The sequence below is a fragment of the Panacagrimonas sp. genome, from assembly GCF_965216805.1.
In the GTDB taxonomy this organism is placed as follows: domain Bacteria; phylum Pseudomonadota; class Gammaproteobacteria; order Nevskiales; family Nevskiaceae; genus Panacagrimonas.
This window is the reverse complement of sequence record NZ_CBDCGN010000002.1, coordinates 2,541,039-2,561,725: the sequence shown is the minus strand read 5'-3', so window position 1 is coordinate 2,561,725 and position 20,687 is coordinate 2,541,039. Positions and strand designations below refer to the sequence as shown.

The 20,687-nt window shown below is 66.1% G+C and carries 14 protein-coding genes and 1 other RNA gene; 5 read left to right on the top strand and 10 right to left on the bottom strand.

All coding sequences use genetic code 11. The features are described from left to right. Positions 1 to 329: 329 nt before the first annotated feature. Positions 330 to 2,591: a M66 family metalloprotease gene (locus ACOOHP_RS12090; protein WP_420466675.1), complete on the top strand. Its 2,262-nt coding sequence runs from the start codon at positions 330 to 332 to the stop codon at positions 2,589 to 2,591. Between the two features lie 73 nt (positions 2,592 to 2,664). Here ACOOHP_RS12090 and dbpA read toward each other — a convergent pair whose 3' ends face one another. Continuing rightward, a complete protein-coding gene (gene dbpA / locus ACOOHP_RS12085) occupies positions 2,665 to 4,047 on the bottom strand; it encodes an ATP-dependent RNA helicase DbpA (RefSeq protein ID WP_420466674.1) in 1,383 nt (460 codons plus the stop codon). A gap of 140 nt (positions 4,048 to 4,187) precedes the next feature. Between dbpA and ACOOHP_RS12080 the strand changes: the two genes are divergently transcribed. Further along, entirely contained in the window at positions 4,188 to 5,351 is a 1,164-nt protein-coding gene (locus ACOOHP_RS12080) for an NADH:flavin oxidoreductase/NADH oxidase (RefSeq protein ID WP_420466673.1), read from the top strand. A 42-nt stretch (positions 5,352 to 5,393) separates the two neighbouring features. On the opposite strand, the gene ACOOHP_RS12075 is transcribed toward ACOOHP_RS12080, so the two are convergent. From ACOOHP_RS12075 to ACOOHP_RS12060, 4 genes are all read right to left on the bottom strand, one after another. Then, on the bottom strand, positions 5,394 to 7,052 hold the full coding sequence (locus tag ACOOHP_RS12075) for a flavin-containing monooxygenase (protein ID WP_420466672.1): 1,659 nt from the start codon (positions 7,050 to 7,052) through the stop codon (positions 5,394 to 5,396). Between the two features lie 232 nt (positions 7,053 to 7,284). Continuing rightward, on the bottom strand, positions 7,285 to 8,616 hold the full coding sequence (stpA, locus tag ACOOHP_RS12070; protein ID WP_420466671.1) for a glucosylglycerol 3-phosphatase: 1,332 nt from the start codon (positions 8,614 to 8,616) through the stop codon (positions 7,285 to 7,287). A 70-nt stretch (positions 8,617 to 8,686) separates the two neighbouring features. Next, on the bottom strand, positions 8,687 to 9,121 hold the full coding sequence (locus ACOOHP_RS12065) for a YciI family protein (protein WP_420466670.1): 435 nt from the start codon (positions 9,119 to 9,121) through the stop codon (positions 8,687 to 8,689). 77 nt (positions 9,122 to 9,198) lie between these two features. Further along, the gene (locus tag ACOOHP_RS12060) at positions 9,199 to 10,494 is read right to left on the bottom strand and encodes an RNA polymerase sigma factor (protein ID WP_420466669.1); all 1,296 of its coding nucleotides are present in this window, start codon (positions 10,492 to 10,494) and stop codon (positions 9,199 to 9,201) included. Between the two features lie 294 nt (positions 10,495 to 10,788). On the opposite strand from ACOOHP_RS12060, the gene ACOOHP_RS12055 reads away from it, so the two are divergent. Continuing rightward, complete coding sequence (locus tag ACOOHP_RS12055; RefSeq protein WP_420466668.1) at positions 10,789 to 11,019, top strand: DUF1272 domain-containing protein; 231 nt, start codon at positions 10,789 to 10,791, stop codon at positions 11,017 to 11,019. 163 nt (positions 11,020 to 11,182) lie between these two features. Here ACOOHP_RS12055 and ACOOHP_RS12050 read toward each other — a convergent pair whose 3' ends face one another. Together ACOOHP_RS12050 and ACOOHP_RS12045 are read right to left on the bottom strand one after the other, a co-directional pair. After that, positions 11,183 to 12,055 carry an alpha/beta fold hydrolase gene (locus tag ACOOHP_RS12050; protein WP_420466667.1) on the bottom strand — a complete coding sequence of 291 codons (873 nt, stop codon included), beginning with the start codon at positions 12,053 to 12,055 and terminating at the stop codon, positions 11,183 to 11,185. After that, the gene (locus tag ACOOHP_RS12045) at positions 12,048 to 13,019 is read right to left on the bottom strand and encodes an NAD(P)H-dependent flavin oxidoreductase (RefSeq protein WP_420466666.1); all 972 of its coding nucleotides are present in this window, start codon (positions 13,017 to 13,019) and stop codon (positions 12,048 to 12,050) included. Before ACOOHP_RS12045 ends, ACOOHP_RS12050 begins: the two co-directional genes overlap by 8 nt. A 147-nt stretch (positions 13,020 to 13,166) precedes the next feature. Here ACOOHP_RS12045 and ACOOHP_RS12040 point away from each other — a divergent pair, with 147 nt between their 5' ends. Beyond that, positions 13,167 to 15,608 carry an efflux RND transporter permease subunit gene (locus ACOOHP_RS12040; RefSeq protein ID WP_420466665.1) on the top strand — a complete coding sequence of 814 codons (2,442 nt, stop codon included), beginning with the start codon at positions 13,167 to 13,169 and terminating at the stop codon, positions 15,606 to 15,608. Between the two features lie 89 nt (positions 15,609 to 15,697). Here ACOOHP_RS12040 and ssrA read toward each other — a convergent pair. Next, positions 15,698 to 16,050, bottom strand: a transfer-messenger RNA (tmRNA) gene (gene ssrA / locus ACOOHP_RS12035). 219 nt (positions 16,051 to 16,269) lie between these two features. Between ssrA and ACOOHP_RS12030 the strand changes: the two genes are divergently transcribed. After that, a complete protein-coding gene (locus tag ACOOHP_RS12030; RefSeq protein ID WP_420466664.1) occupies positions 16,270 to 18,333 on the top strand; it encodes a TonB-dependent receptor in 2,064 nt (687 codons plus the stop codon). A gap of 132 nt (positions 18,334 to 18,465) precedes the next feature. Here the strand turns inward: ACOOHP_RS12030 and ACOOHP_RS12025 are convergent, their stop codons facing one another. Beyond that, positions 18,466 to 19,587 carry a HupE/UreJ family protein gene (locus tag ACOOHP_RS12025; protein WP_420466663.1) on the bottom strand — a complete coding sequence of 374 codons (1,122 nt, stop codon included), beginning with the start codon at positions 19,585 to 19,587 and terminating at the stop codon, positions 18,466 to 18,468. Further along, positions 19,584 to 20,615, bottom strand: a complete 1,032-nt coding sequence (locus tag ACOOHP_RS12020; RefSeq protein WP_420466662.1) for a hypothetical protein — start codon at positions 20,613 to 20,615, stop codon at positions 19,584 to 19,586. The genes ACOOHP_RS12025 and ACOOHP_RS12020 overlap by 4 nt, the downstream gene beginning before the upstream one ends. Positions 20,616 to 20,687 lie beyond the last annotated feature (72 nt).

Genomic DNA, 20,687 nt, shown 5'->3' with positions numbered 1-20,687 from the left:
TACAGTTCGCTTTGGGCAGCTCAGCGCCGAACCGATGAGGGTTCGTTGGCGCGCGGTTCAGCATTCACCACCGGCATCAGGCGAGAATCTGCAGAAGGTTACTTGCCGTCGGCCTGGGGAGATCAGTCCGCAATGGGCAGGTCGTTTCCCAGCCCAGCGAATGTTCTGGGTGAATGCACCTCCGGCGCGGCTCGGATGCGGGACTGCCCGAACCGGCGGTAGCAATTACCGCCGTTACTTCCATTGGCTCCGCTCGCTCGCCCATGGCGACCGCTTGCCGGGCGTAGCCCGTCCTCGATCCCCGAGTTGGTTTCAAGTGCGGCATCCGCATGACCTTGCGCTCGGGAGCACTCGTGAAATCCATCATCCATACCGCCTGGCTGGCTATCTGCTGCGCAGTTATTTCGGCTTGCGGAGGCGGTGGGGGCGGGGGTGATTCTCCGGGCGCGCCCGAGGGCACCGGAGCCTCGCTGCCGGCAGCGCCCACCTCGTTGACGGCGACGGCTGGGGACATGCAGGTGCAACTGAGCTGGACCGCGGTCTCGGGCGCGACCAGCTATTCCATCTACCAGGGCCTGCCTCCGGCGGCACCGTCGACCACACCGGTGCGCACCGGCGTCACCGCGACCGCGGCCACGATGACCGGCCTGGTCAATGGCTCGACCTATACCTTCGTCGTGCGTGCGGTGAACGCAGCGGGCACCGGCGAGGCTTCGAATTCTGTCAGTGCGACGCCGGTCGCTACGGTACTGACGCCGCTGAGCTTGAGCGTGCTGGAGTTGGCGCAAACGCATGTGCTGCCCGAGAGCGGAAAGTCCTGGTCGATGACCAACATCGACGGCGAGCCTGTCAACGAGGCGCTGCGCTTCGTCGGCCGGCGGCGGACGCTGGTGATGGCCGGCATTGCGCAGGCGGATGTCCTTGAGCCGGTGATCGAGGGCTGGCTGGCTGGCAGCAAGCTCGGTGAGCTGGCACTCGATGCGCCGAATTTCCTGCCGCCCACCGAGGCCGGCGGCCCTGCTTATGCCGCTAATCGTTACAGCGCGATGCTGCCGGGCGCGTGGCTGCAGCCTGGTCTGCAATTACGAGTTGCGGCGCGCAACTACGCGCCGAGCGCCTTTCGCAGTGTGGCGGTGAGCGCAGACATGCCGGTCACCGTGCGCGTGCTGCCGTTCTACCTGTTCGGCGCGGATGACGGGGATCGACCGTTCGCACAGACCGCCAAGCCGGATGCTGCCACCGTCAACGAGATGTTCGAGAAATGGCCGGTCGCGGCCCTGATGGTGGACACCCACCCTGCGCAGCGCGTGAGCTGGCCGGCGCTGGTGATACGGCCCAGCGGCACGGCGCCGGCCGCGGTCGTCACCAGCACCGATGCGCCCGCCGCGCAGGGCTTTGCGCAGCTTGGCTCGGTGCTCAGCCTGTTGGGCGAGATGATGAAAGCCAACGGCGACTCAGCGCAGGCCTACCAGTATTACGCGCCGCTGATCGCGCAGAACCCGGCGGGGCAGTACCGAAGCCCGGCGGGCGGTCTGGGATCGCTGGGCGGTGATTTCGGCACCGGTGACGACGCCTATCGCGGCATCTTCATCCACGAGCAGGGGCACGCCATGGGCCTGCCGCATGTGGGTGAGGCGTTCGACGACGGCGAGTACCCCTACGAGTGGGGAAGTCTGGATGGCTCCGCCTGGGGTTATGACGCGACGCGGCGCGAGTTCCTGGCGCCGTTCATCCCGGTTACTGCGCGGGAATTTCCGGGTTGTCAGAGCGACGAGTACGCCGGCAATCCGCGCGCCATCGATGCGCAGAATCGCTGCGTGAAGCAGGACCCCATGCAGAGCGGATCGGGCGATCAGGCCGATGGCTATCGCTTCGCGACGTTCTCCGACTACAGCACGGCGGTGATGCAGCGCCACTTCGAGGGCCTGACCACCATCAATGAGGACGGCGAGCACGAGTACGACGGCGGGTATGTGGTCAGGGATGCGGGTTTCCCGGGCGGCTACAAGCGCTGGGACGGGGTCGACCGTCGCTGGGTGAACGTGACGCCCACCACCACCAACAATGCCCAATATGGATTCAACGGCGGTCTGCCGATCACGCGCGACGTGCCGGTCTACGCCATCGCGCTGACCATCAGCCGGCCGGGTACTGCGGGCGCCACCCAGATCTATCCGCCGCTCGCGTTCACCGGCAACCTGCTGCGAACCATCGACCCGCAAGACCCCGCGCAGCGAAGCCTGATCCGGCATTACCGATCCCCCTACAACGGGTCCGGCGAGGGGCGCTGGTTCTGTTCCAATTCCGGCTGCGATTACACCCTGCGGGTGCGCTACACCAATGGCACCGTGCGGCACGTGTTGCTGCAGGGCGCCTTCCGCAATTTCGACTATCCGGGCGGCGCCCATCCCACCCGCGGCGACTTCAATCCGGACTCAGGCAATCCCAACGACGGTGACAGCTTCAAAACCTACGTGGTCAACGTGCCCGCTGACGCGCCGATTCAGCGCATCGATGTGCTCAGCACGCCAATGGCCTGGGCTTTCGGCGTGCCGGAGCCGGCGGCGAGCCTCGCCAGCTACGTTCCGTAGGAAAGACTGCGCGCCGGTTCTACGTGGTTAATGACATTTGAGCTGGGGTTGGCCGGCACGAGTCGCCGGGCACTCAGTCGATTGGTCGCACGCGAAAGTTGCGGCCCTTGATCTTGCCTTCGCGCAGGCGCTTCAGTGCCAGCGCGGCGACGGACTTGTCGATGGCCACGTAGGTGCGCGTGTCGAAGGTATTGATCTTTCCCACCGCGTCCTTGGCGATGCCGGCGTCGCCGGTGAGCGCGCCGAGCAGATCGCCGGGGCGCAGCTTGTCGCTGCGGCCGCCGTCGATGCACAGGGTCACCACGGTCGCCGCGACCGGCCGGTCCTGGGTGCGTGACGATAGCGGCAGTTTCTGCGCGGCGATCTCGATACCCAGACGGGCTTCGATGGCGGCCACGCGGCTGTGCTCGCGCGCGCTGAACAGATGCAGGGCGATGCCGCTTTGTCCGGCGCGGCCGGTGCGGCCCACGCGATGGACGTGCAGATCGGGGTCCAGCGGCAGTTCGTAGCTGATCACCGCCGCAAGGTTCTTGATGTCGAGCCCGCGGGCGGCGACGTCGGTGGCCACCAGCACGCGATAGCTGCCGTTGGCGAAGCGCACCAGCACTTCGTCGCGTTCGCGCTGTTCGATGTCGCCGTGCAGCGCCAGCACCGCAAAGCCGCGCCGGGCCAGATCGGCTTCCACCTCCTGCGCATCCTTGCGGGTGTGGCAGAACACCAGCGCCGACTCCGGGCGATGCGAGCTGAGCAGGTGGGCCAGCGCGTCGAGGCGCTTGAGCGGATCGATCTCGTAGAAGGTCTGCTGCACTTCGGGTGACACCGCCGCGGTGTCGGTGCTGGCTTCCACCGGGTCCTTCTGCAGACGGCGGCTCAGCACACGCACCGCATCCGGAAACGTTGCCGAGAAGAACAGGGTCTGGCGGCTGGCGGGGGCTTGTTCGACGATGGCGCGGCTGGCGGCTTCGAAGTCGCCATCGAGCATGCGATCGGCCTCGTCGAGCACCAGCACCTTCAAGTCCTGCAGCTTGAGCGTGCCTTGCTCCAGGTGCTCCTGGATGCGACCGGCCATGCCGACCACGATGTGCGGGTCGTGCTCCAGCGAGGCGAGCTGCGGGCGCAGGGCGATGCCGCCGCTGAGCACGGTGAGCTTGATGTTGGGCAGCCCGCGCGCGAGGCGACGGATCTCCTTGGAGATCTGGTCGGCCAACTCGCGCGTGGGGCACAGCACCAGTGCCTGGGTCCGGGGCAGCGCGGGGTCCAGCCGCGACAGCAGGGCCAAGCCATAGGCGGCGGTCTTGCCGCTGCCGGTGCGCGCATGGCCGATGACGTCGCGGCCCTCGAGCATCGGCGGCAGGCTCAAGGCCTGGATCGGCGTCATCTGCGTGTAGTTCAGCCAGGCCAGGGCCTGCAGCAGCGCGGGATTCAGCGCAAGATCGGTGAAGGGTCGGGTCGACACGGCATGTCCTTGATGGCCCCAGGCCAGATCGGCAAGGGGCGCGAATTGTGAGGCCAGACCCGATCCCGTGCCGGAAATCATGCCGTCGGCACGGCGGTTGCTGCGAATTGCAGCGCACCTTGTTCCATGGAGCCGATCTCATGCCGGAGCTGTTCAGTCCCTACACGCTCAAGGGCGTGACCTTGCGCAACCGCATCGCGATGTCGCCGATGACCATGTACCGGTCGGTCGACGGCCTGATGAACGACTACCACATCATGCTGCTGGGTTCGCGCGCGGCCGGCGGCTTCGGGCTGATCTTTCCCGAACAGCTAGCGATCACCCGCGACGGCCGCACCAGCGTGGGCTGCGGCGGCATCTACGACGATGCGCAAATCGAGGGCTTGCGCCGCGTCACCACACTGATCAAGGACCTGGGCGCGGTGCCCGCGATCCAGCTCGGCCACACCGGGCGCAAGGGCAGCGAGCTCAAGCCCTGGCAAGGCGGCGCGCAGTTGCCACCGGATCACCCCGAGGGCTGGCCGGTGGTAGGACCTTCGGCGATCCCCTATGGCGGGCATCGCACCTATCCGGTGCATCCGCTGAGCATCGACGAGATCAAGACCCTCCAGGGCGCCTTTGCCGACGCCGCGCGGCGTGCGCTCGAGGCCGGTTTCGAGTGGCTGGAACTGCACTTCGCGCACGGCTATCTGGGGTCCAGTTTCTTTTCACCGCTGGCCAATCAGCGCAACGATCAGTACGGCGGCAGCCTGCAGAACCGGGTGCGCTTTCACCTGGAAACGCTCGACGCCGTGCGCAAGGTCTGGCCCGAGCGCCTGCCGCTGACCATGCGCCTGGGCTCGGACGACCTGCACCCCCAGGGCGTGCAGTTCGACGAGTCCATCGCCGCCGTGACAATGATGAAAGAACACGGCCTGGACCTGGCGGATCTGAGCATCGGCTTCAACACCGACGAGATGAACCCGGTGCCTTTCGGCGACCTTGCCTTCATGGTCGAGCGCGCCACCCGCCTGAAACGCGAGGTGGGCATTCCGGTGGCGACGAGCTGGAACCTGGGTCTGCCGGCGGTGGCCGACAAGGTCATCCGCGAAGGCTTGATCGATCTGGTGATGCTGGGACGGCCGGCGCTGGCCAACCCGCACTGGCCGGTGTGGGCCGCGCGCGAACTGGCACACGAGGACCCGTTCTCGCTGGTGCCGGAAGACTGGGCCTGGTGGCTGCGCAACTTTCGCGCGCACGACTCCTGCATCGGCTGGCCCGCGGCGGCGAGCGCACCGGAACCGGCGGCGCGTCAGGCGGCGTAGTTCAACCCGCCGTGCGGTCCGCCGCTGGTTTCGCGAAGCGATCTAGGTTGTGGCCACCGCGGTGTCGCTCGCCGCGCTGACCTCGAACTGCTGCAGACCATTGGCAAGCGCCGTCTCGCACCACTCGCGATAGCTGGCGTAGCCGCCCAGGTACACCAGCATGCGCCGCGGCTTGCCGGGAATGTTGTCGCCCATGTACCAGTTGTGGCCCTTGGCGAACAGCGTGTACGCGGCCACTTCATCGCTGTGTGCCACCCATGCGGCTTCGGCCTCAGTGGTGGCGTCCAGGCAGTCCTGACCGCGAGTCCGCAGGGTCTCGATGCAGCGGATGATCCAGTCGGCCTGGTATTCGCCGAGCAGGATGGGATTGAAGAAGGCGCTGGGGCTGCCCGGCCCGTTCATGTAGATCATGTTGGGAAAGCCGCTGCTCATCATGCCCAGGAAAGTGCTGAGGCCATCCTTCCAGTGCGCCTTGAGCGTCTTGCCGCCGCGGCCGCGGATGTCGATGCGATCCAGCGCGCCCGACATGGCGTCGAAGCCGGTGGCGAACACCAGCACGTCCAGCGGATGGACCTGACCGTTCGCCTGCACGCCCGCGGGGGTGATCCGCTCGATCGGTGATTCGCTGACATCCACCAGGGTCACGTTGTCGCGATCATAGGTCTCGTAGTACTGGGTGTCCGCGCACAGGCGCTTGGTGAGGATGGGATAGCTCTTGGGCACCAGTTTCTCGGCGACCTCGGGGTTCTTGACCCGCTGGCGAATCTTGTTGCGCACGAACTCGGCCAGGCTCTCGTTGGCGCGCGCGTCCATCAGCAGATCGGGATAGGCGGTGTAGAAACACAGGCCGCCCGCGGCCCAGCGCTTCTCGTACTCGGCCAGGCGCTCGGCCTCGTGTACCTCCAGCGCCGATTGGGTGGACGGCGGCGCGTCCAGGAACGCCAGCGACACGAACCCTGCGAACGTCTGCATCTCCTGCTCCCGGACCTCGGGATAACGGGCCTTGATGGCGCGCTGGTATTCGGGGTCCAGCGGACCGTTGCGCGCGGGGATGCAGAAAGCCGGCGTGCGCTGGAACACGGTCAGGTGCGCCGCCCGCTTCGCCAGTTCGGGGATGCACTGGATGCCGGACGAACCGGTGCCGATGATGCCGACCCGCTTGCCGCTCAGGTCGATGTCCTGCTTGGGCCACATCGACGTCATCAGTTGCGGGCCGCGGAAGGAATCGATGCCGTCGATCTTCGGCTTGTTGGGCGCCGACAGCAGGCCGGTGGCCATCACGCAGAACTGCGCGCGCACCTGTTCGCCGGCACTGGTGCGCAGCGTCCAGCGATGCGTGTGTTCGTCGAACACCGCTTCGAGCACGCGGCTGTCGAAGCGGATGTCGCGACGCAGGTCGAAACGATCGGTGACGTGATCGGCATAGCGCTGCAGCTCGGGCTGGGCGGCGTAGCGCTCGGTCCATTCCCACTCCTGCTGCAGTTCTTCGGAGAACGAGTAGGAATATTCCAGGCTCTCCAGGTCCACCCGTGCTCCCGGATAGCGGTTCCAGTACCAGGTGCCGCCGACACCGCTGCCGGCTTCGAACAGGCGCACCTTCAGGCCTTGCTTGCGTGCGCGATGCAACATTTGCAGGCCGGCAAATCCTGCGCCGACGATCACCAGCTCGAATTCTTCGGGCTGCGCAGTGTTCTGTGTCATGGTTCCTCCAGCACAGTTTGATGTTCGGCGCGCTGGCACCCGTCATGGCGGGCGGCCTTCTGCGCGCAAATGACCGCAGCCGATGTTCGCACGTACCAACCGGGATTCCGCCGTGGGGAGATTGCTAGGTGATCGCCCCAGCAATGCGATTCCCAGATTCGGAAACGTCATGCCGGCGAACGCCGATCTCCAGCGAGTAGCTCGGGTGCAACCCGGGGCCGGGGCGCTTTGATCAGGTGCCGAACCCGGGTTTTGCTCGGGCTACGGCGCTACTACGAGGTCGGGGCGAGGTCGGAGCGGCCCGTTGTGCCAGCGTGCAGAAGAAATCCACGTACTGTTCGTGGCCGCCGGGAAACACGAAGTTCAGGCTCAGCGGGTCCAGCGGATCGCTGATGTGCTGCAGTCCCGGCCAGGGCGCAAGGGCGGGGTCCGCGGCACAACGCTGCAGGTGGGCGGCGTCCAGGCCGGGGCGCCGCACTTCGCCGCGGCTGCTGTCGACATAGAGCACGGCGTTGTCGGTATCGAAGGCCCTGCCGAGTTCCTGAACCAGGCTCAGAAAGCCGCGGTCGCTGCCCCCGCGCAGCATCTCGGTCGTGCCATCGGCATGCGCGTGCGCAATCGAAGTCACGGTGTCGCCAACCCCGACCAGGCAGGGCATGTACTTCGGATCGAAGTGTTCACGTGCCAGGTGCAGCAGCGCGGCGGCGTCGCGCGGTGCCGCTCGCGCATTGAATTCCTCGCCCAACGGCCAGCGTCCCGTACGGCGGAAGTAATGGTGATTGAGCAGCACCAGCACGCCGGTTTCCTTGATCGCGCCCTTGAGCATGAACTGGAAGTCGGTGGTGCCGGCATCACGCCCCGCACCCAGCTTGATGCGCTCGTCATCGCTATCGTCGCGCCCCAGGTTGGGCGCGTAATGCACGAAGAAGGAATCGCCCAGTCCCGCCGCCTCGGCCTGCTGTTGCAGGGTGAGCATGAACTGCGCGCATTGCGCCTGAAGATGCCGGTACGGCGCCGGCTGGTCGCCATAGCGTGCGTGGAAGGGATTGAGATTGAGGCTGGGCGACGCCAGGTTGTCGAGCACCATCGTCGCACTCAGGGCGGCGATCTCACTGGCGGACAACAGGAACGGGGCGGCCGCCAGAACGTCATGCAGAAATGCGGCGGCTTTGTCCGGCACTGCACGCAGAAAGTCGAGTTCAGCCGCACTGACGCCGGGGTGCGACACCTCGCCATGGCAGTTCTGCAGTTGCACGCCACCGGCGGCCAGGCCGGGCAGGTAGGAGTCTGTGGCGCGGTCCGGATCGCCGTGTCCCATCGCCGTTTCAACGATGAGATTGAGCCCGCGGCGACCGACGTGTTCACCGTTGGTGAGCACGTAGTAACGGTCCGCCAGCCGGCGTGCCGCCTGGACATAGCGGGCCGGCAGGCGGCGCGTCAGCGGATCGCGCACCAGGCCCATGCACACGCCGTCGATGTCCTGGATGATCAGGAAATCGCGCGATGCGAGGGTATCGAGCAGCCTTGGGTGATCGGTGCAGTAGCGGTATCGACTCAGCGCCATCCGGTCATTCTAGCGACCGACACCCGTATCCGGCCCACGGGGCAGTGACCGCGACGCTTGTGCTGTGCCTTCAGGCCGCGTTTGCCCGCGCCACGTCTGCCGGCGCATCCGTCGTGGCAGCATCGCCCAGAGCCGCGTCATCCGCGGCGGCATCCATGTAGCAGGGACTGACGTTGCGCACTTCCACCGTCGCCCAGTTGCAGGCCGGGCATTCGTGGGCGAGTGCAATGGCTTCTTCGCGGGTGGCGCAATTCAGCAGGAAATAGCCGCCGACGATTTCGCGCGCCTCGGCAAACGGGCCGTCGACCACGCTGCGCCGACCTTCGCGTGAGCTGATGCGCACGCCAAGACTGTCGCTGCCGAGCGAATCGCTGGCCACGTAGACGCCACGGGCCTTGAGGCTGTCGCCGTAGGCCATCATCTGTTCGTAGCGTTCCTGGGCGAGGCCGGCGGGACGACTGCTCCGCATCTGGCTTTCTTCCAGTATCAGCAGCATATGGGCCATGTCGGGGACTCCGGTGAGAGCAAGGATTGAAGGTTAAGGCCAGCGCCGCGCTTGCGCGATGACCTGCCAGGTCATGGTCATGGCGACGACGCATCGGCAGCGCTTTCACAGGCGCCGGCACGGGCATGCAGCAGTGCCTGCTCGCGTCGGTTCTGCGTCAGTTCCGCCGCACGTAGGAATTCGGTGCGCGCCTCGCCCAGGCGTCCGAGCTTGAACAGCAGGTCGCCGCGCACGCTGGGCAACAAGTGATAACTGCGCAGGCGCGGGTCGTCCATCAATGCATCCACCAGCTCCAGGCCTGCCTGCGGGCCAAAGGCCATGCCCACCGCCACCGCGGCGTTGAGTTCCACCACCGGCGAGGGCGACACCTGTGCCAGCGCGTCGTACAGCGCGGTGATGCGTTTCCAGGGTGTTTCCTCTGCGGTCCGGGCGCGGGCGTGACAGGCGGCTATGGCCGCTTGCAGGGCGTAAGGCCCCAGCGCGCCACCCAGCTTTTCGGCGCGTTCCAGCGCGTTCAGGCCGCGCTGGATCAGCAGCCGATCCCAGCGCGCGCGGTTCTGCTCCAGCAGCAGGATCGGCTCGCCCTGGGCGTCCACCCGGGCGCGGTTGCGCGAGGCCTGCAGTTCCATCAGCGCGACCAGGCCATGGACTTCGGATTCGCCAGGCGCCAGTTCGGCGAGGGTGCGGCCCAGGCGCAGGGCCTCTTCGCACAGCGCGGGACGCAGCCAGTCGTCGCCCGCGGTGGCGGCGTAGCCTTCATTGAAAATCAGGTAGAGGACATCGAGCACCGAACCCAGGCGCGCCTTGCGCTCGGTGGCATCGGGCAATTCGAACGGCACCCGCGCTTCGGCCAGCGTGCGCTTGGCGCGCACGATGCGCTGTGCGATGGTGGATTCGGCGGCCAGGAACGCGCGGGCGATTTCCTCGGTGCTCAGGCCGCCGAGCAGGCGCAGGGTCAGCGCCAGCCGCGCTTCGGTGGACAGCACCGGATGACAGGCGGTGAACATCAGGCGCAGCAGGTCGTCGCCGATAGGGTCGTCCAGGCCGGCGTCGATCTCGGCCTGGGCGTCGGCGAGCTGGGTTTCTATTTCGAAGGTCAGCGCGGGCGACTTGCGGTGGTGCAGGGCCAGTCGCCGCAACAGATCCACGGCGCGATGCTTGGCGGTGGTCATGAGCCATGCTCCCGGGTTGTCCGGAACGCCGTCGGCCGGCCATTGCTCGAGGGCGGCGACTAGCGCGTCCTGGGCAATCTCCTCGGCCTGTCCGACGTCGCGCAGCATGCGCGACAGCACCGCGACGATGCGCGCCGATTCCATCCGCCACACGGTTTCGATGCGGCGATGCAGATCGGCGGTGGAGGTGGCGGTGTTCATCCCGGGGCCTTGGACGGGTTGTGGGGCGGATGGGCAGCGGCAGATCAGAATTCTGCGGCCACTGACTCCGCGCGGCTGCACTGCGCAGGGGTGTCGGGCCGGCGGCCGGCCTTGTGCGGGGCGGTGGTAAAGCGGGTAGCGGTCACGCTGGGCATGCGAGGCATGGTCGTAATCCTGTGTGTCAAATCAAGGAACGCATACGGAATGTCGCGGGTTCCTGATCAGACGACGAACGGGCGCGACGGGAATCGACATCCGCGCCGACAATTTGCGCGGACCCCGCCGGAATTTTCGATGCTCGAACTCAGACCCAACTGCGAACGCTGCGATGCCGACCTGCCGCCGGGCAGCGAGCGTGCACGCATCTGCTCGTTCGAATGCACCTTCTGCGCCAGTTGCGCCGAGGATGCACATGCCGGGCGCTGTCCGAACTGCGGCGGCGAGTTGCTGGTGCGGCCGCGTCGTCCGCAGGCGCTGCTGGAGAAATACCCGGCCTCGACCGCGCGCGTGCGCAAGCCCGGCTGAAAGCCGCAACGCGCGGCTCATAACCTGTCCAAAATCGGTAGCGAGCGTCGGTGAGTTCGCGTTCGGCGGAGCGCAGAAAGCGGAGCGTACATAGAAGTACGTGAGCATTTCGAGCACCGTACGGACGCGAAATGCCGAGCGCAGTAGGTTGTTGGACAGGTTCTCAGTGCTGGCGCCGCAGGAAGCCGATGACGCCCCGGTTGAAGGCATCGTTGCGGTCGCCCGCGACCATGTGGGCGGCCCCGGCCACGTTGAACACTTCCAGTTGCAGCAAATGCGTCTTGAACTCGGCGACGCCTGCGTCGCTGACGATGTCGCTGTTCAGTCCCCGCACCAGCAGGGTGGGGACCTGAACCCCGGCACAGGCCGCGAGCAAGCGGTCGGTGAAGCTTGGCGGTTCGGGCTTTTCCGGCTGTTCGAGGATCAGCGGGTCCCAGTGCCAGTGCAGGCGGCCGTCGTCGCGCCGGCGCAGGTTCTTCATCAGCCCGCTGGGGTTCTTCGGCCGCGGGCGATGCGGGTAATACGTGGCCACCGCGTCGGCGGCCTCCGCCACCGTGGCAAAGCCTTCAGGATTGGCGCGCATGAAGGCGCCGATGCGCTGGCCGCCCTCGGCCTCCACCCGCGGCACGATGTCCACCATCACCAGTGCGCGCGCAATGGGCGCGGCACAGTTGCCGATGGCGAACAGCGCGGTGGCGCCGCCCATCGAGGCGCCGACCAGCGCCGGTGGTGTCGGCAGGGTGTCGATGACGGCGCGCAGATCGGCGGCCAGGTGTTCAAGCCGGTAATGCCCTTGCGGTGACCAGTCGCTGTCGCCATGGCCGCGCGCGTCGAGGTTGACGACGTGATAGCCGCTGTTGATCAGTTCGCGCTGTGCGCGTCCCCAGGAGTGCCGGGTCTGGCCGCCGCCGTGGAGCAGGATCACCGGCGGATGTGTCGGGTCGCCGCCAACGTCGGCACACAGACTCAGGCCCTCGGTTCCCGCATAGCGGCGCGTCTCCAGGTTGGAGCCGGTGGCGGGCATGCGATCAGCCAACGCGGCGTCCCGCCTGCGCCAGATATTCGCGGCATTCGCCGACCATGCGTTCGATCAGATCGGCGCAAGTCGGGATGTCATTGATCAGGCCGACGCTCTGGCCGGCCCAGATCAGGCCTGCCTTTTCGTCGCCGGTTTCCAGCGCAACGCGACCCTTGGCACCGGATACGAGGTGCTGGATGTCCTCGAACTTCGCGCCACCCGGGCGGTTCTCGATCGCCACCACCTCGTCGCTGACCGGCGTCTTGAGCACACGGCCGGTGTTGTGCAGGGTGCGGAAGATCAGGTTGGTGTCGCGCTCGCTCGCCTTCACGAGCAGCTGCTTGATGTTGTCGTGGATCGGCGCCTCGACCGTGGCGCAGAAGCGCGTGCCCATGTTCACCCCCTCGATGCCCAGCGCGAACGCCGCGGCCATGGTCGCGCCATCGGCGATGCCGCCGGAGGCGATGAGCGGAATCTTCACCTTCTTCGCCGCGATGGCGAACAGCATCAGGCAGCCGATCTGGTCTTCGCCCGGATGTCCGGCGCATTCCATGCCGTCGATGGAGATCGCATCCACGCCGTTGCGCTCCGCGCTCAAGGCGTGGCGCACCGCGGTGCACTTGTGGATGATCTTCACGCCGCGCGCCTTGGCCTTGGCGATGAACTCCTTCGGGTTGTTGCCAGCGGTCTCCAGCACCTTGATGCCGCTGTCGAGCGCGGCGTCGAGGTAGGCCTCGTACGGCGGCGGCTTGGCGCTGGGCAGAATCGTGAGGTTCACGCCGAAGGGCTTGTCGGTCATCGTGCGGCAGCGCGCGATCTCCTTGACCAGATCCTCGGGCGTCGGCTGCGTGAGTGCGGTGAGAATGCCGAAGCCGTCGGCGTTGGAAACCGCGGCGGCGAGTTCGGCACGGCCGACCCACATCATGCCGCCCTGGATGATCGGGTACTTCGTGCCAAGCATTTCGGTAATGCGGGTTTTCATCGGGTCTTCCTTGAAGCGGGTTTTGTTGTTGCCGGCGTCGGCGCAGCACCGAAGTTTAGCGGCTGATGCCGCGGCGACGCTGCCGATACCGCGCTAGCATCGGCAGACCGGGCCCGCGGCGGACCCAACTTAGGGCGGGCGGGACGGGTGATCAGCGCAGAATCGGCGGTGAAGATCGAAGCGCTGCGGTATCGCATCGCGGCCTGGGTGATGCGCCATCGCAACGCGGTGGCCGCGGCGTTCTTCGCCATGACCGCAGGCTTTGCGGCGGGGCTGCCCGGCGTGGACATCCGCACGGTGTTTTCCGACCTGCTGCCCAAGGACGACCCGTTCGTACAGACGTTTCGCGATCATCCCAATTTCGGCAACCCGCTCACCATCAGCGTGATGGTCAAGCGCGTCGACGGCGACATCTACAACGCCGATACCCTGAACAAGGTCTGGCAACTCACGCGCGACATCGACCTGACGCCGGGCGTGGACCACGACCAGATCCTGTCGATCACGACCGAAAAGGCGCGCTACGCCGAGGCCACGCCACGCGGCGTCGACATGCGCCCGCTGATGGACAACGAACCGCCGCGCACGGCCGACGAGATCCGGGATTTTCGTCGTCGCGTGGATCGTTCGCCCAACGTTCGCGTGTTCATGATCTCGGGCGATCACAGCGCCACCTTGATCAACGCAACCTTCATCGAACACCGCCTGGATTACGGCGTGGCGTTCGATTTCGTGCGCGCCATCGCCGAGCGTGCAGACGACGAGCATCACGACATCTACCTGGCTGGCCAGCCGATGCTGACCGGCTGGGTGTACCGCCTGCAGCAGCAGACCTACGGCATCTTCTTCGTCACCCTGGGCGCGCTGACCCTGGCGCTGATGCTGTACATGCGCAACCTGGCCGGCATCGTCACGCCCATCGTCTGCAGTCTGGTGGCGGCGGTGTGGGGGTTCGGCATGGTCGGCTGGCTGGGCCACCCGGTGGAGCCGCTGCTGATGATCGTGCCGCTGCTGCTGGTGGCACGCTCGTTTTCGCACTGCGTGCAGTACACCGAGCGCTATTACGAAGTGCTGGTCAAAGTCCGCGACAAGCGCAAGGCAGCCGAGATCACCATGGGCATCATGATGGCGCCGTCGGTGCTGGGCATCCTCACCGATGTGTTCGGCATCGTGTTCATCGCGGTGGCGCCCATCGACACCATGGTGCGCCACGCCATCTTCTGCGGCTTCTGGGCGCTGTGCATCATCCCCACCGGCATCTTTCTGGCGTCGATTCTGCTGTCGTGGCTGCCCACGCCACGCAATCTGGAACACATCGTGACCCAGGGCGAACAGGCGCATGGTTTTCACGCGCTGCAGAAGCGCGTACTTGGTCGGGTGTCCGCGCTCAGTCATGGCCGTCTGGCGCCGATCACTAGCGTGGTGATGCTGGTCATCGCGGTGGGTGCTGTTTACACCGCGTCCCTGATCCGCATCGGCAACCCGGTGGAGGGCAGCAACCTGCTGTGGCCGGATTCGGATTTCAATACCGCGGTACGGGCGATCAACGGCCACTTTCCCGGCGTGAATACGCTGGAAATCGTGATGGAGGCACGCGAGTTCGATCTGGAAGTGCGGGTAGCACGCACACCCGGCGTGTACGAGATCTCGCAACGCATCCAGCAGATGGTGGAGAACGATCCCGACCTGCGGCCGCGCGCCACCCTGTCATTCAGCGACTACATGAAGGAAGGCAATCGCCTGATGTCCGGCGGCAGTCCCAAGTGGATGCCGCTGGACACAGATGCCGAATCCATCACCGCGGCCGGACATGCGGTGATAGTCGGCACCAGCCCGGTCAACTTTGGCCACATCGTCGACTTTGAACAGCAGGACTCCACCATCTCGCTGTGGTACGCCGACAACAAGCAGGAAACGGTAGACCTGGCCCTGGCCAGCGCGCGGCGCGCGGTGGAAGCGGTGGGTGTCGAGCACGACCTATTCCGCGTGCGCCTGGCCAGCGGTTTCATCGCGCTGCAGCAGGCTATGAACGAGGTGGTGTCGCGCTATCACTGGTTCATCCTGGGCCTGGTGAACCTGGCGGTGCTGATCATCTCCACCTACGCCTATCGCTCGCCGGTCGCCGCAGTGATCCTGCTGGTGCCGGTCAACCTGTCGAATTTTCTGCTGCTGGCGACCATGCACCTGCTGGGCATTGGCCTGGACATCAACGCCGTGATCGTGGCGGTGATCGGCGTCGGCGTCGGCATCGATTACGGCATCTACCTGCTGTCGCGCATCTGCGAGGAATTCAATCCTCATGGACAGGACTGGGGGCTGGCGATCCACGCGGCGCTGACCACCACCGGCAAGGCTATCATGTTCACCGCCACCATCATGCTCGTCGGTATCCTGCCGTGGTACTTCCTATCCGACCTCAAGTTCATGGCGGACATGGGCCTGCTGCTGGTGGCGATCATGCTCATCAACATGCTGCTGGCGCTGATCGTGCTGCCGCTGCTGGTGTGGTGGATCAAGCCTGCCTTCGCCGCACGCGAAGACCTGATGCTGGGTGAGAACGTGGACCTGGATCAGCTGGCATCGAGGTAGCGCGGAGCACCTGCCCAGGCCGTATGGCGAAACGGCGCACAAAAAGATTAGGCCAGCGTGGGCAACGCTGGCCTAGGACGACTTCGAACTGGTGGGCTGGGGGGAATCGAACCCCCGTCCGACAACCTTCCGTCCTTCGATCTACATGCTTAGCCGGTCTTTGGTTTTCATCGCCAGCTCCCCGACAGGCAGGGATCGCTGACGCTTATCCCCTTGGGGTTTTCGACTCCAGGCGAAGGGCGCGCTTCGAGCTTAGTTGATGAGAGTCGACGGCTGCTTCAGGGGCATCAACACCACCTGGGCAACCGCTCGCCGGGATTAAGCGGCGAGGGCGTAGTTAGCGTCGTTCGCAACTAGCTTTTTTGCATGGCGTTTAACGAGCGGTCATACAGCTCGGCATGCACGTCGGGTTTCCAATCACCGTCGAGCCCAGTTCAGCCCCGGATGTGTTCAGGCCACCACGGTACGCAGCACTGTTCGTCGCCGCACCGAATGTTGCGGTCTTGCGCTGAACCGATTTCGACATCTCGTCGCGGATGCTTGCTGAGCCAGAAACAGTGTCGCGAAGCCAAGGGTAGTCGCGGTCTGCGTCCAATTTCTGCGCGAGGACGTAAAGCCATAACGATACGTAAGAGGCCAGCTTCCGGCTCAAGGGAAGCACATGAACATACGTGGAACGGCTCTAGCTGCCGGAGTGCTGTCGGTGGTGTGGATGGAGAGTTCCGGCGCTGGCGGCCTGCCGGTTGTCGAGCTGGACACGATCCGTGTGGTGGGGCAGGACAGCGGGGCATCGGCCACCCAAGGCCGGGTGCAGGCCGAACAGTTGGCGCAGCGCCCGATCGCACGTTCCGGTGAACTGTTGGAGTTCGTGCCCGGCCTGATCGCCACCCAGCACAGCGGCGAGGGCAAGGCCAACCAGTATTTCCTGCGCGGCTTCAACCTCGATCACGGCACCGACTTCTACACCGAGGTCGACGGCATGCCGGTGAACATGCGCAGCCATGGTCACGGCCAGGGCTATGCCGACATCAACTTCATCATCCCTGAGCTGATCGGCTCGCTGGATTATCGCAAGGGGCCGTACTACGCCGAGGTCGGTGACTTCGGGGCGGCCGGTTCGGCGAACCTGCGCTATGTCGACGAGCTGCCGCACACGCTGGTGCGCGCCACCGGTGGCGAGAATGGTTATCGTAGCGGGCTGATCGCGGGTTCGCCCACGCTCGGCGACGGACGCCTGCTGATGGGCCTGCAGGCCACCCGCTACGATGGCCCCTACGACTTGGAATCCGACCAGAAGAAGTACGCCGGCATCCTGCGCTACAACCAAGGAGATGCCGCCAGCGGATTCACTGCGTCGCTGATGGGCTACGACATCGACTACACCGCCCCCGACCAGATTCCGCTGCGTGCGGTGCAGGATGGCAGCATCGGCCGATTGGGTTTCGTCGATCCCAGCGATGGTGGCGAGGTCCACCGTTACAGCGCCAATCTGGAATGGCGCGGCGCCAGCGACGGCGCGCACTGGCAGGCGCAGGCCTATGCGCTGGATTACCGCATGGACCTGTATTCCAACTTCACCTACTTCCTGGCCGACGCGGTCAACGGCGATCAGTTCCGCCAGTTCGACGACCGCCGGGTGTACGGCCTCAACGCGCACCGGCACTGGGCGCTGCCCACCGCCGTGCAGGCCGACCTGCGCCTGGGCGTGCAGCTGCGCCACGACGACATCGACCGCGTCGGCCTGTACCTGACCCGCGCGCGCGCGCCGCTGGACACCGTGCGCGAGGACGCGGTGCGCGAATCCAGCGTCGGCGTGTATCTGAGCAGCACCCAGCGCTGGACCGATTGGCTGCGATCCGAGGTCGGCGTGCGTGGCGACGTCTACCGCTTCGACGTCGACGCCGGCCTCGACGCCAATTCCGGTGACGACGATGACGCCATCTTCAGCCCCAAGGCAGCGCTGATCTTCGGGCCCTGGGCCGACACCCGCCTGTTCCTCAACTACGGACAGGGTTTTCACAGCAACGACGCACGCGGCGTGCTGACCCGCATCGATCCCGCCGACGGCGTGACACCCACCGACCCGGTCGATCCGCTGGTGCGTGCGCGTGGCGGCGAGCTGGGCCTGCACAACGCCTTGGTACCGAACCTGCACCTGAGCGCCGCGCTGTGGTGGCTGGATTTCGATTCCGAACTGGTCTATGTCGGCGACGCCGGCAACAACGAAGCGGGCGCTGCCAGCAAGCGCCGCGGCGTCGAGCTGTCGGCGTACTGGGCGCCGCTGAACTGGCTGATCCTCGATGCCGATTACGCCTACGCCCATGCACGGCTGGACGTGCCCGGTCCCGAAGATCGCATTCCCAACTCCATCGAGAACACGTTCTCCTTGGGCCTGACTGTCCCGGAGACGGGTGGCTGGAGCGCTGGTCTGCGCCTGCGTCACCTCGGCGGCGGCCCGCTGATCGAAGACAACAGCGCGCGTTCGGAGGCCACCACCGTGGTCAACGCGCAGCTCGGCTACCGCCTGTGGCAGCGCTACACCGCGACCCTGACCGTGCTCAACGTCTTCGATTCCGGCGACAACGACATCACCTACTTCTACGAATCCTGCCTGGCCGATGAGGCCTGCGGGTCGGGCGAGGCGAACGCCGGCGGGGTGAGCGACTTTCACTTCCATCCGGTGGAGCCGCGCGCGCTGCGCCTGTCCATCGCAGCCGAGTTTTGAGCGGGCGCTTGGTTGCGCTCAGGCGAACTGCCGAAAAGCTGAGTTTCAAGGCTCGATCAGCGCCGGGCCCTGCGGCATGCGAAAGCTCTTGGCGCGTCCTCAAAGGTTCGTTTCGGGGCACGGAAAGCCCCTTCACCCGGACAGCAAGCCTACCCGCTGACCTAGCCATAGCGTCGCCAGAACCGCCACGGCGGCGGAGCCGGCCACGCGCAGGCCGACCCGATAGAAGGAGGTATCACGCAAGGCAAAGGCGATCGGCACTGCCACGATCACGATGGCGAGCTGGCCCAGTTCCACGCCGAGGTTGAACGCTGCCAGCGCCACCACGCGCAAGCCTTGCGGCAAGCCCAGTTCGCCGAGCACGGACGCGAATCCGAATCCGTGGATCAGGCCGAATGCGAAAGCCACCAGCCAGCGCTTGCCGATGACCAGCGGCTTGATGTTGTTGAGCGCAGCCAGCAGCACCGACGCCGCGATGGCCGCTTCTACCCAGCGAATTGGCAGGTTCACCAGGCCCAGTGCTGCCAGGGTCAGGGTGACGGAATGCGCCAGCGTGAACGCGGTGACGACGCCGAAGACATTCCACAGCGCGGGCGCCAGGCGTTCCTGTGCAACCCAGCGATGACGGTCATAGCGCAGCACCGCGGGCAACAACAGTGCGAGCAGGAACAACACGTGGTCGTAGCCGATCCAGATGTGCCAGACGCCTTCGATCAGATAGTCCCCGAAGGTGCGCCAGGGCGAGGGGCTGGCGAGATCGATGCTGCTCGGCGCCGAGTCCGGCCCCAGCACCAGCGCGTGCGTGGCAGAGCCGGCGGTCAGGGTCAGCAGGCCGCGGTGGGTGGGATCGACGTCGAACAGCAGGCGATAGTCGACACCCAGCGTTCGAGGGGTTTCGGCGCAGGTTGCGCTCAGCGTGAACCACGCATAAGCCCCGTCGCTGCGCTCGTGCACGAGCGGGGACTCGAACCGAAGCGCGCAATCGCGGCCGTCGCCCTGTAATTTCAGATGTTGCAGCAGCGTCTGTTGCAGCGCGGGTCCGGCACGGCGCAGCTCGCCCCAGGTCAACTCTCGATTGCCATCGGCGTCCAGGTCAGTCATGACCGCCAGATCACGCAGCGCGATTTCCCACTGACCACTCACCATGCCGCCGTTGACGTCGAGCGTCAGGAATGCGTCGCTGGGTCGATGCGCCGATGCCGACGGCGGCAGCAGCAGCGCGATCAAGACGACCAGCCCAAGGATTTGCTTCATGGCGTCGTCAGGCGCGCGTCTTCCAGCCCGGTTTGCCGCAGCCATTGCCGAACCGGCTCGGCCGCCGCTGAATCGCCCGCCGCAGCGGCGGCTTGCAGCAACACACGCGCATCCGGTGGTTCGCGCTGGATGCGCCAGTTTTGCTGCGCCAGTTGCAGCGCTGCGCGCGGATCATCGGCGGTCGCCAGAAGGTACCGCGCTTCTTCACGAAGATGCAGCGCCTCGTCACGGCGGCGTGCAGCCGCAAAGCCGTCGAGGATGCGCTGGTGATGCGCGGAAAAGGCCGGGTCCGACAGTGCATGCAGGGCGAGCGCGCGGCGCAACTGCAGTGCATCGGCACCGGCGCTCTCCGGGATCAGTTCCAGGACCGTTGTCGCTTGATCGGAGTCGAGCAGCAGGTCGGCATACTCGGCTCTCAGATTTAGATCGCCAGGGTGGCGGATCAGCGCCGCCGAATAGAGGGCGAGGGCTTCTTCGGCGCGACCAGAGCGCACCGCCATGAGCGCGTGTTCGGCTTCGAACCACGCTGCAATATCTACCGGCTGCGCCGCAAGCCGTGGCCGCATACGCTCCATTTCTGCCAACGCGGGTGCCAGCTCGCCATTGAGACCGCGAACCGCTTGTGTGCATAGAGCGTCGATGAAGGGGTCGACCTGACCCTTGAGTGCGCCGCATGCCTTCAGCGCTTCCGGGAAGTGTCCCTGCACGCGCAACACGGTGGCGCGCGTCAGCCAGGCCTGTGCGTTCTGCGGCTGCTGCTCGACGACGCGGTCCAGGTCTTCGAGTGCGCCGCCAAAATCATGCCGTGCCTGGCGCAAGGTAGCGCGCAGCAGCAATACCGGTACCGGTGCGTCGACTTCGTTCCACCACGGCTGCAGCAGGCCCTGGGCGTAGCCGAGCTCGCGCGGATCGCCGGTCTGGCGCGCCTGCGCGATGTGGCGCTGGGCCAGTGGCACCACGACGTCGAGATTGGCGCCGGCCTGCGGCGGTCGCCGCAGGGGTGCGCCGACCAGGCGTTCCAGCACCACCTCGTCATCCGCCGGCGTGTGAGGCTGCGCCTCCGCAGGTGCGCTTGCGACCAGCGCGCAGATCAGAGCGAC

Excerpts from the sequence above, each read along its gene's own strand:
- ACOOHP_RS12090 (WP_420466675.1), top strand. The coding sequence starts at position 330 with ATGACCTTGCGCTCGGGAGCACTCGTGAAATCCATCATCCATACCGCC.
- ACOOHP_RS12080 (WP_420466673.1), top strand. The coding sequence starts at position 4,188 with ATGCCGGAGCTGTTCAGTCCCTACACGCTCAAGGGCGTGACCTTGCGC.
- ACOOHP_RS12075 (WP_420466672.1), bottom strand. The coding sequence starts at position 7,052 with ATGACACAGAACACTGCGCAGCCCGAAGAATTCGAGCTGGTGATCGTC.
- stpA (WP_420466671.1), bottom strand. The coding sequence starts at position 8,616 with ATGGCGCTGAGTCGATACCGCTACTGCACCGATCACCCAAGGCTGCTC.
- ACOOHP_RS12065 (WP_420466670.1), bottom strand. The coding sequence starts at position 9,121 with ATGGCCCATATGCTGCTGATACTGGAAGAAAGCCAGATGCGGAGCAGT.
- ACOOHP_RS12060 (WP_420466669.1), bottom strand. The coding sequence starts at position 10,494 with ATGAACACCGCCACCTCCACCGCCGATCTGCATCGCCGCATCGAAACC.
- ACOOHP_RS12055 (WP_420466668.1), top strand. The coding sequence starts at position 10,789 with ATGCTCGAACTCAGACCCAACTGCGAACGCTGCGATGCCGACCTGCCG.
- ACOOHP_RS12045 (WP_420466666.1), bottom strand. The coding sequence starts at position 13,019 with ATGAAAACCCGCATTACCGAAATGCTTGGCACGAAGTACCCGATCATC.
- ACOOHP_RS12030 (WP_420466664.1), top strand. The coding sequence starts at position 16,270 with ATGAACATACGTGGAACGGCTCTAGCTGCCGGAGTGCTGTCGGTGGTG.
- ACOOHP_RS12025 (WP_420466663.1), bottom strand. The coding sequence starts at position 19,587 with ATGAAGCAAATCCTTGGGCTGGTCGTCTTGATCGCGCTGCTGCTGCCG.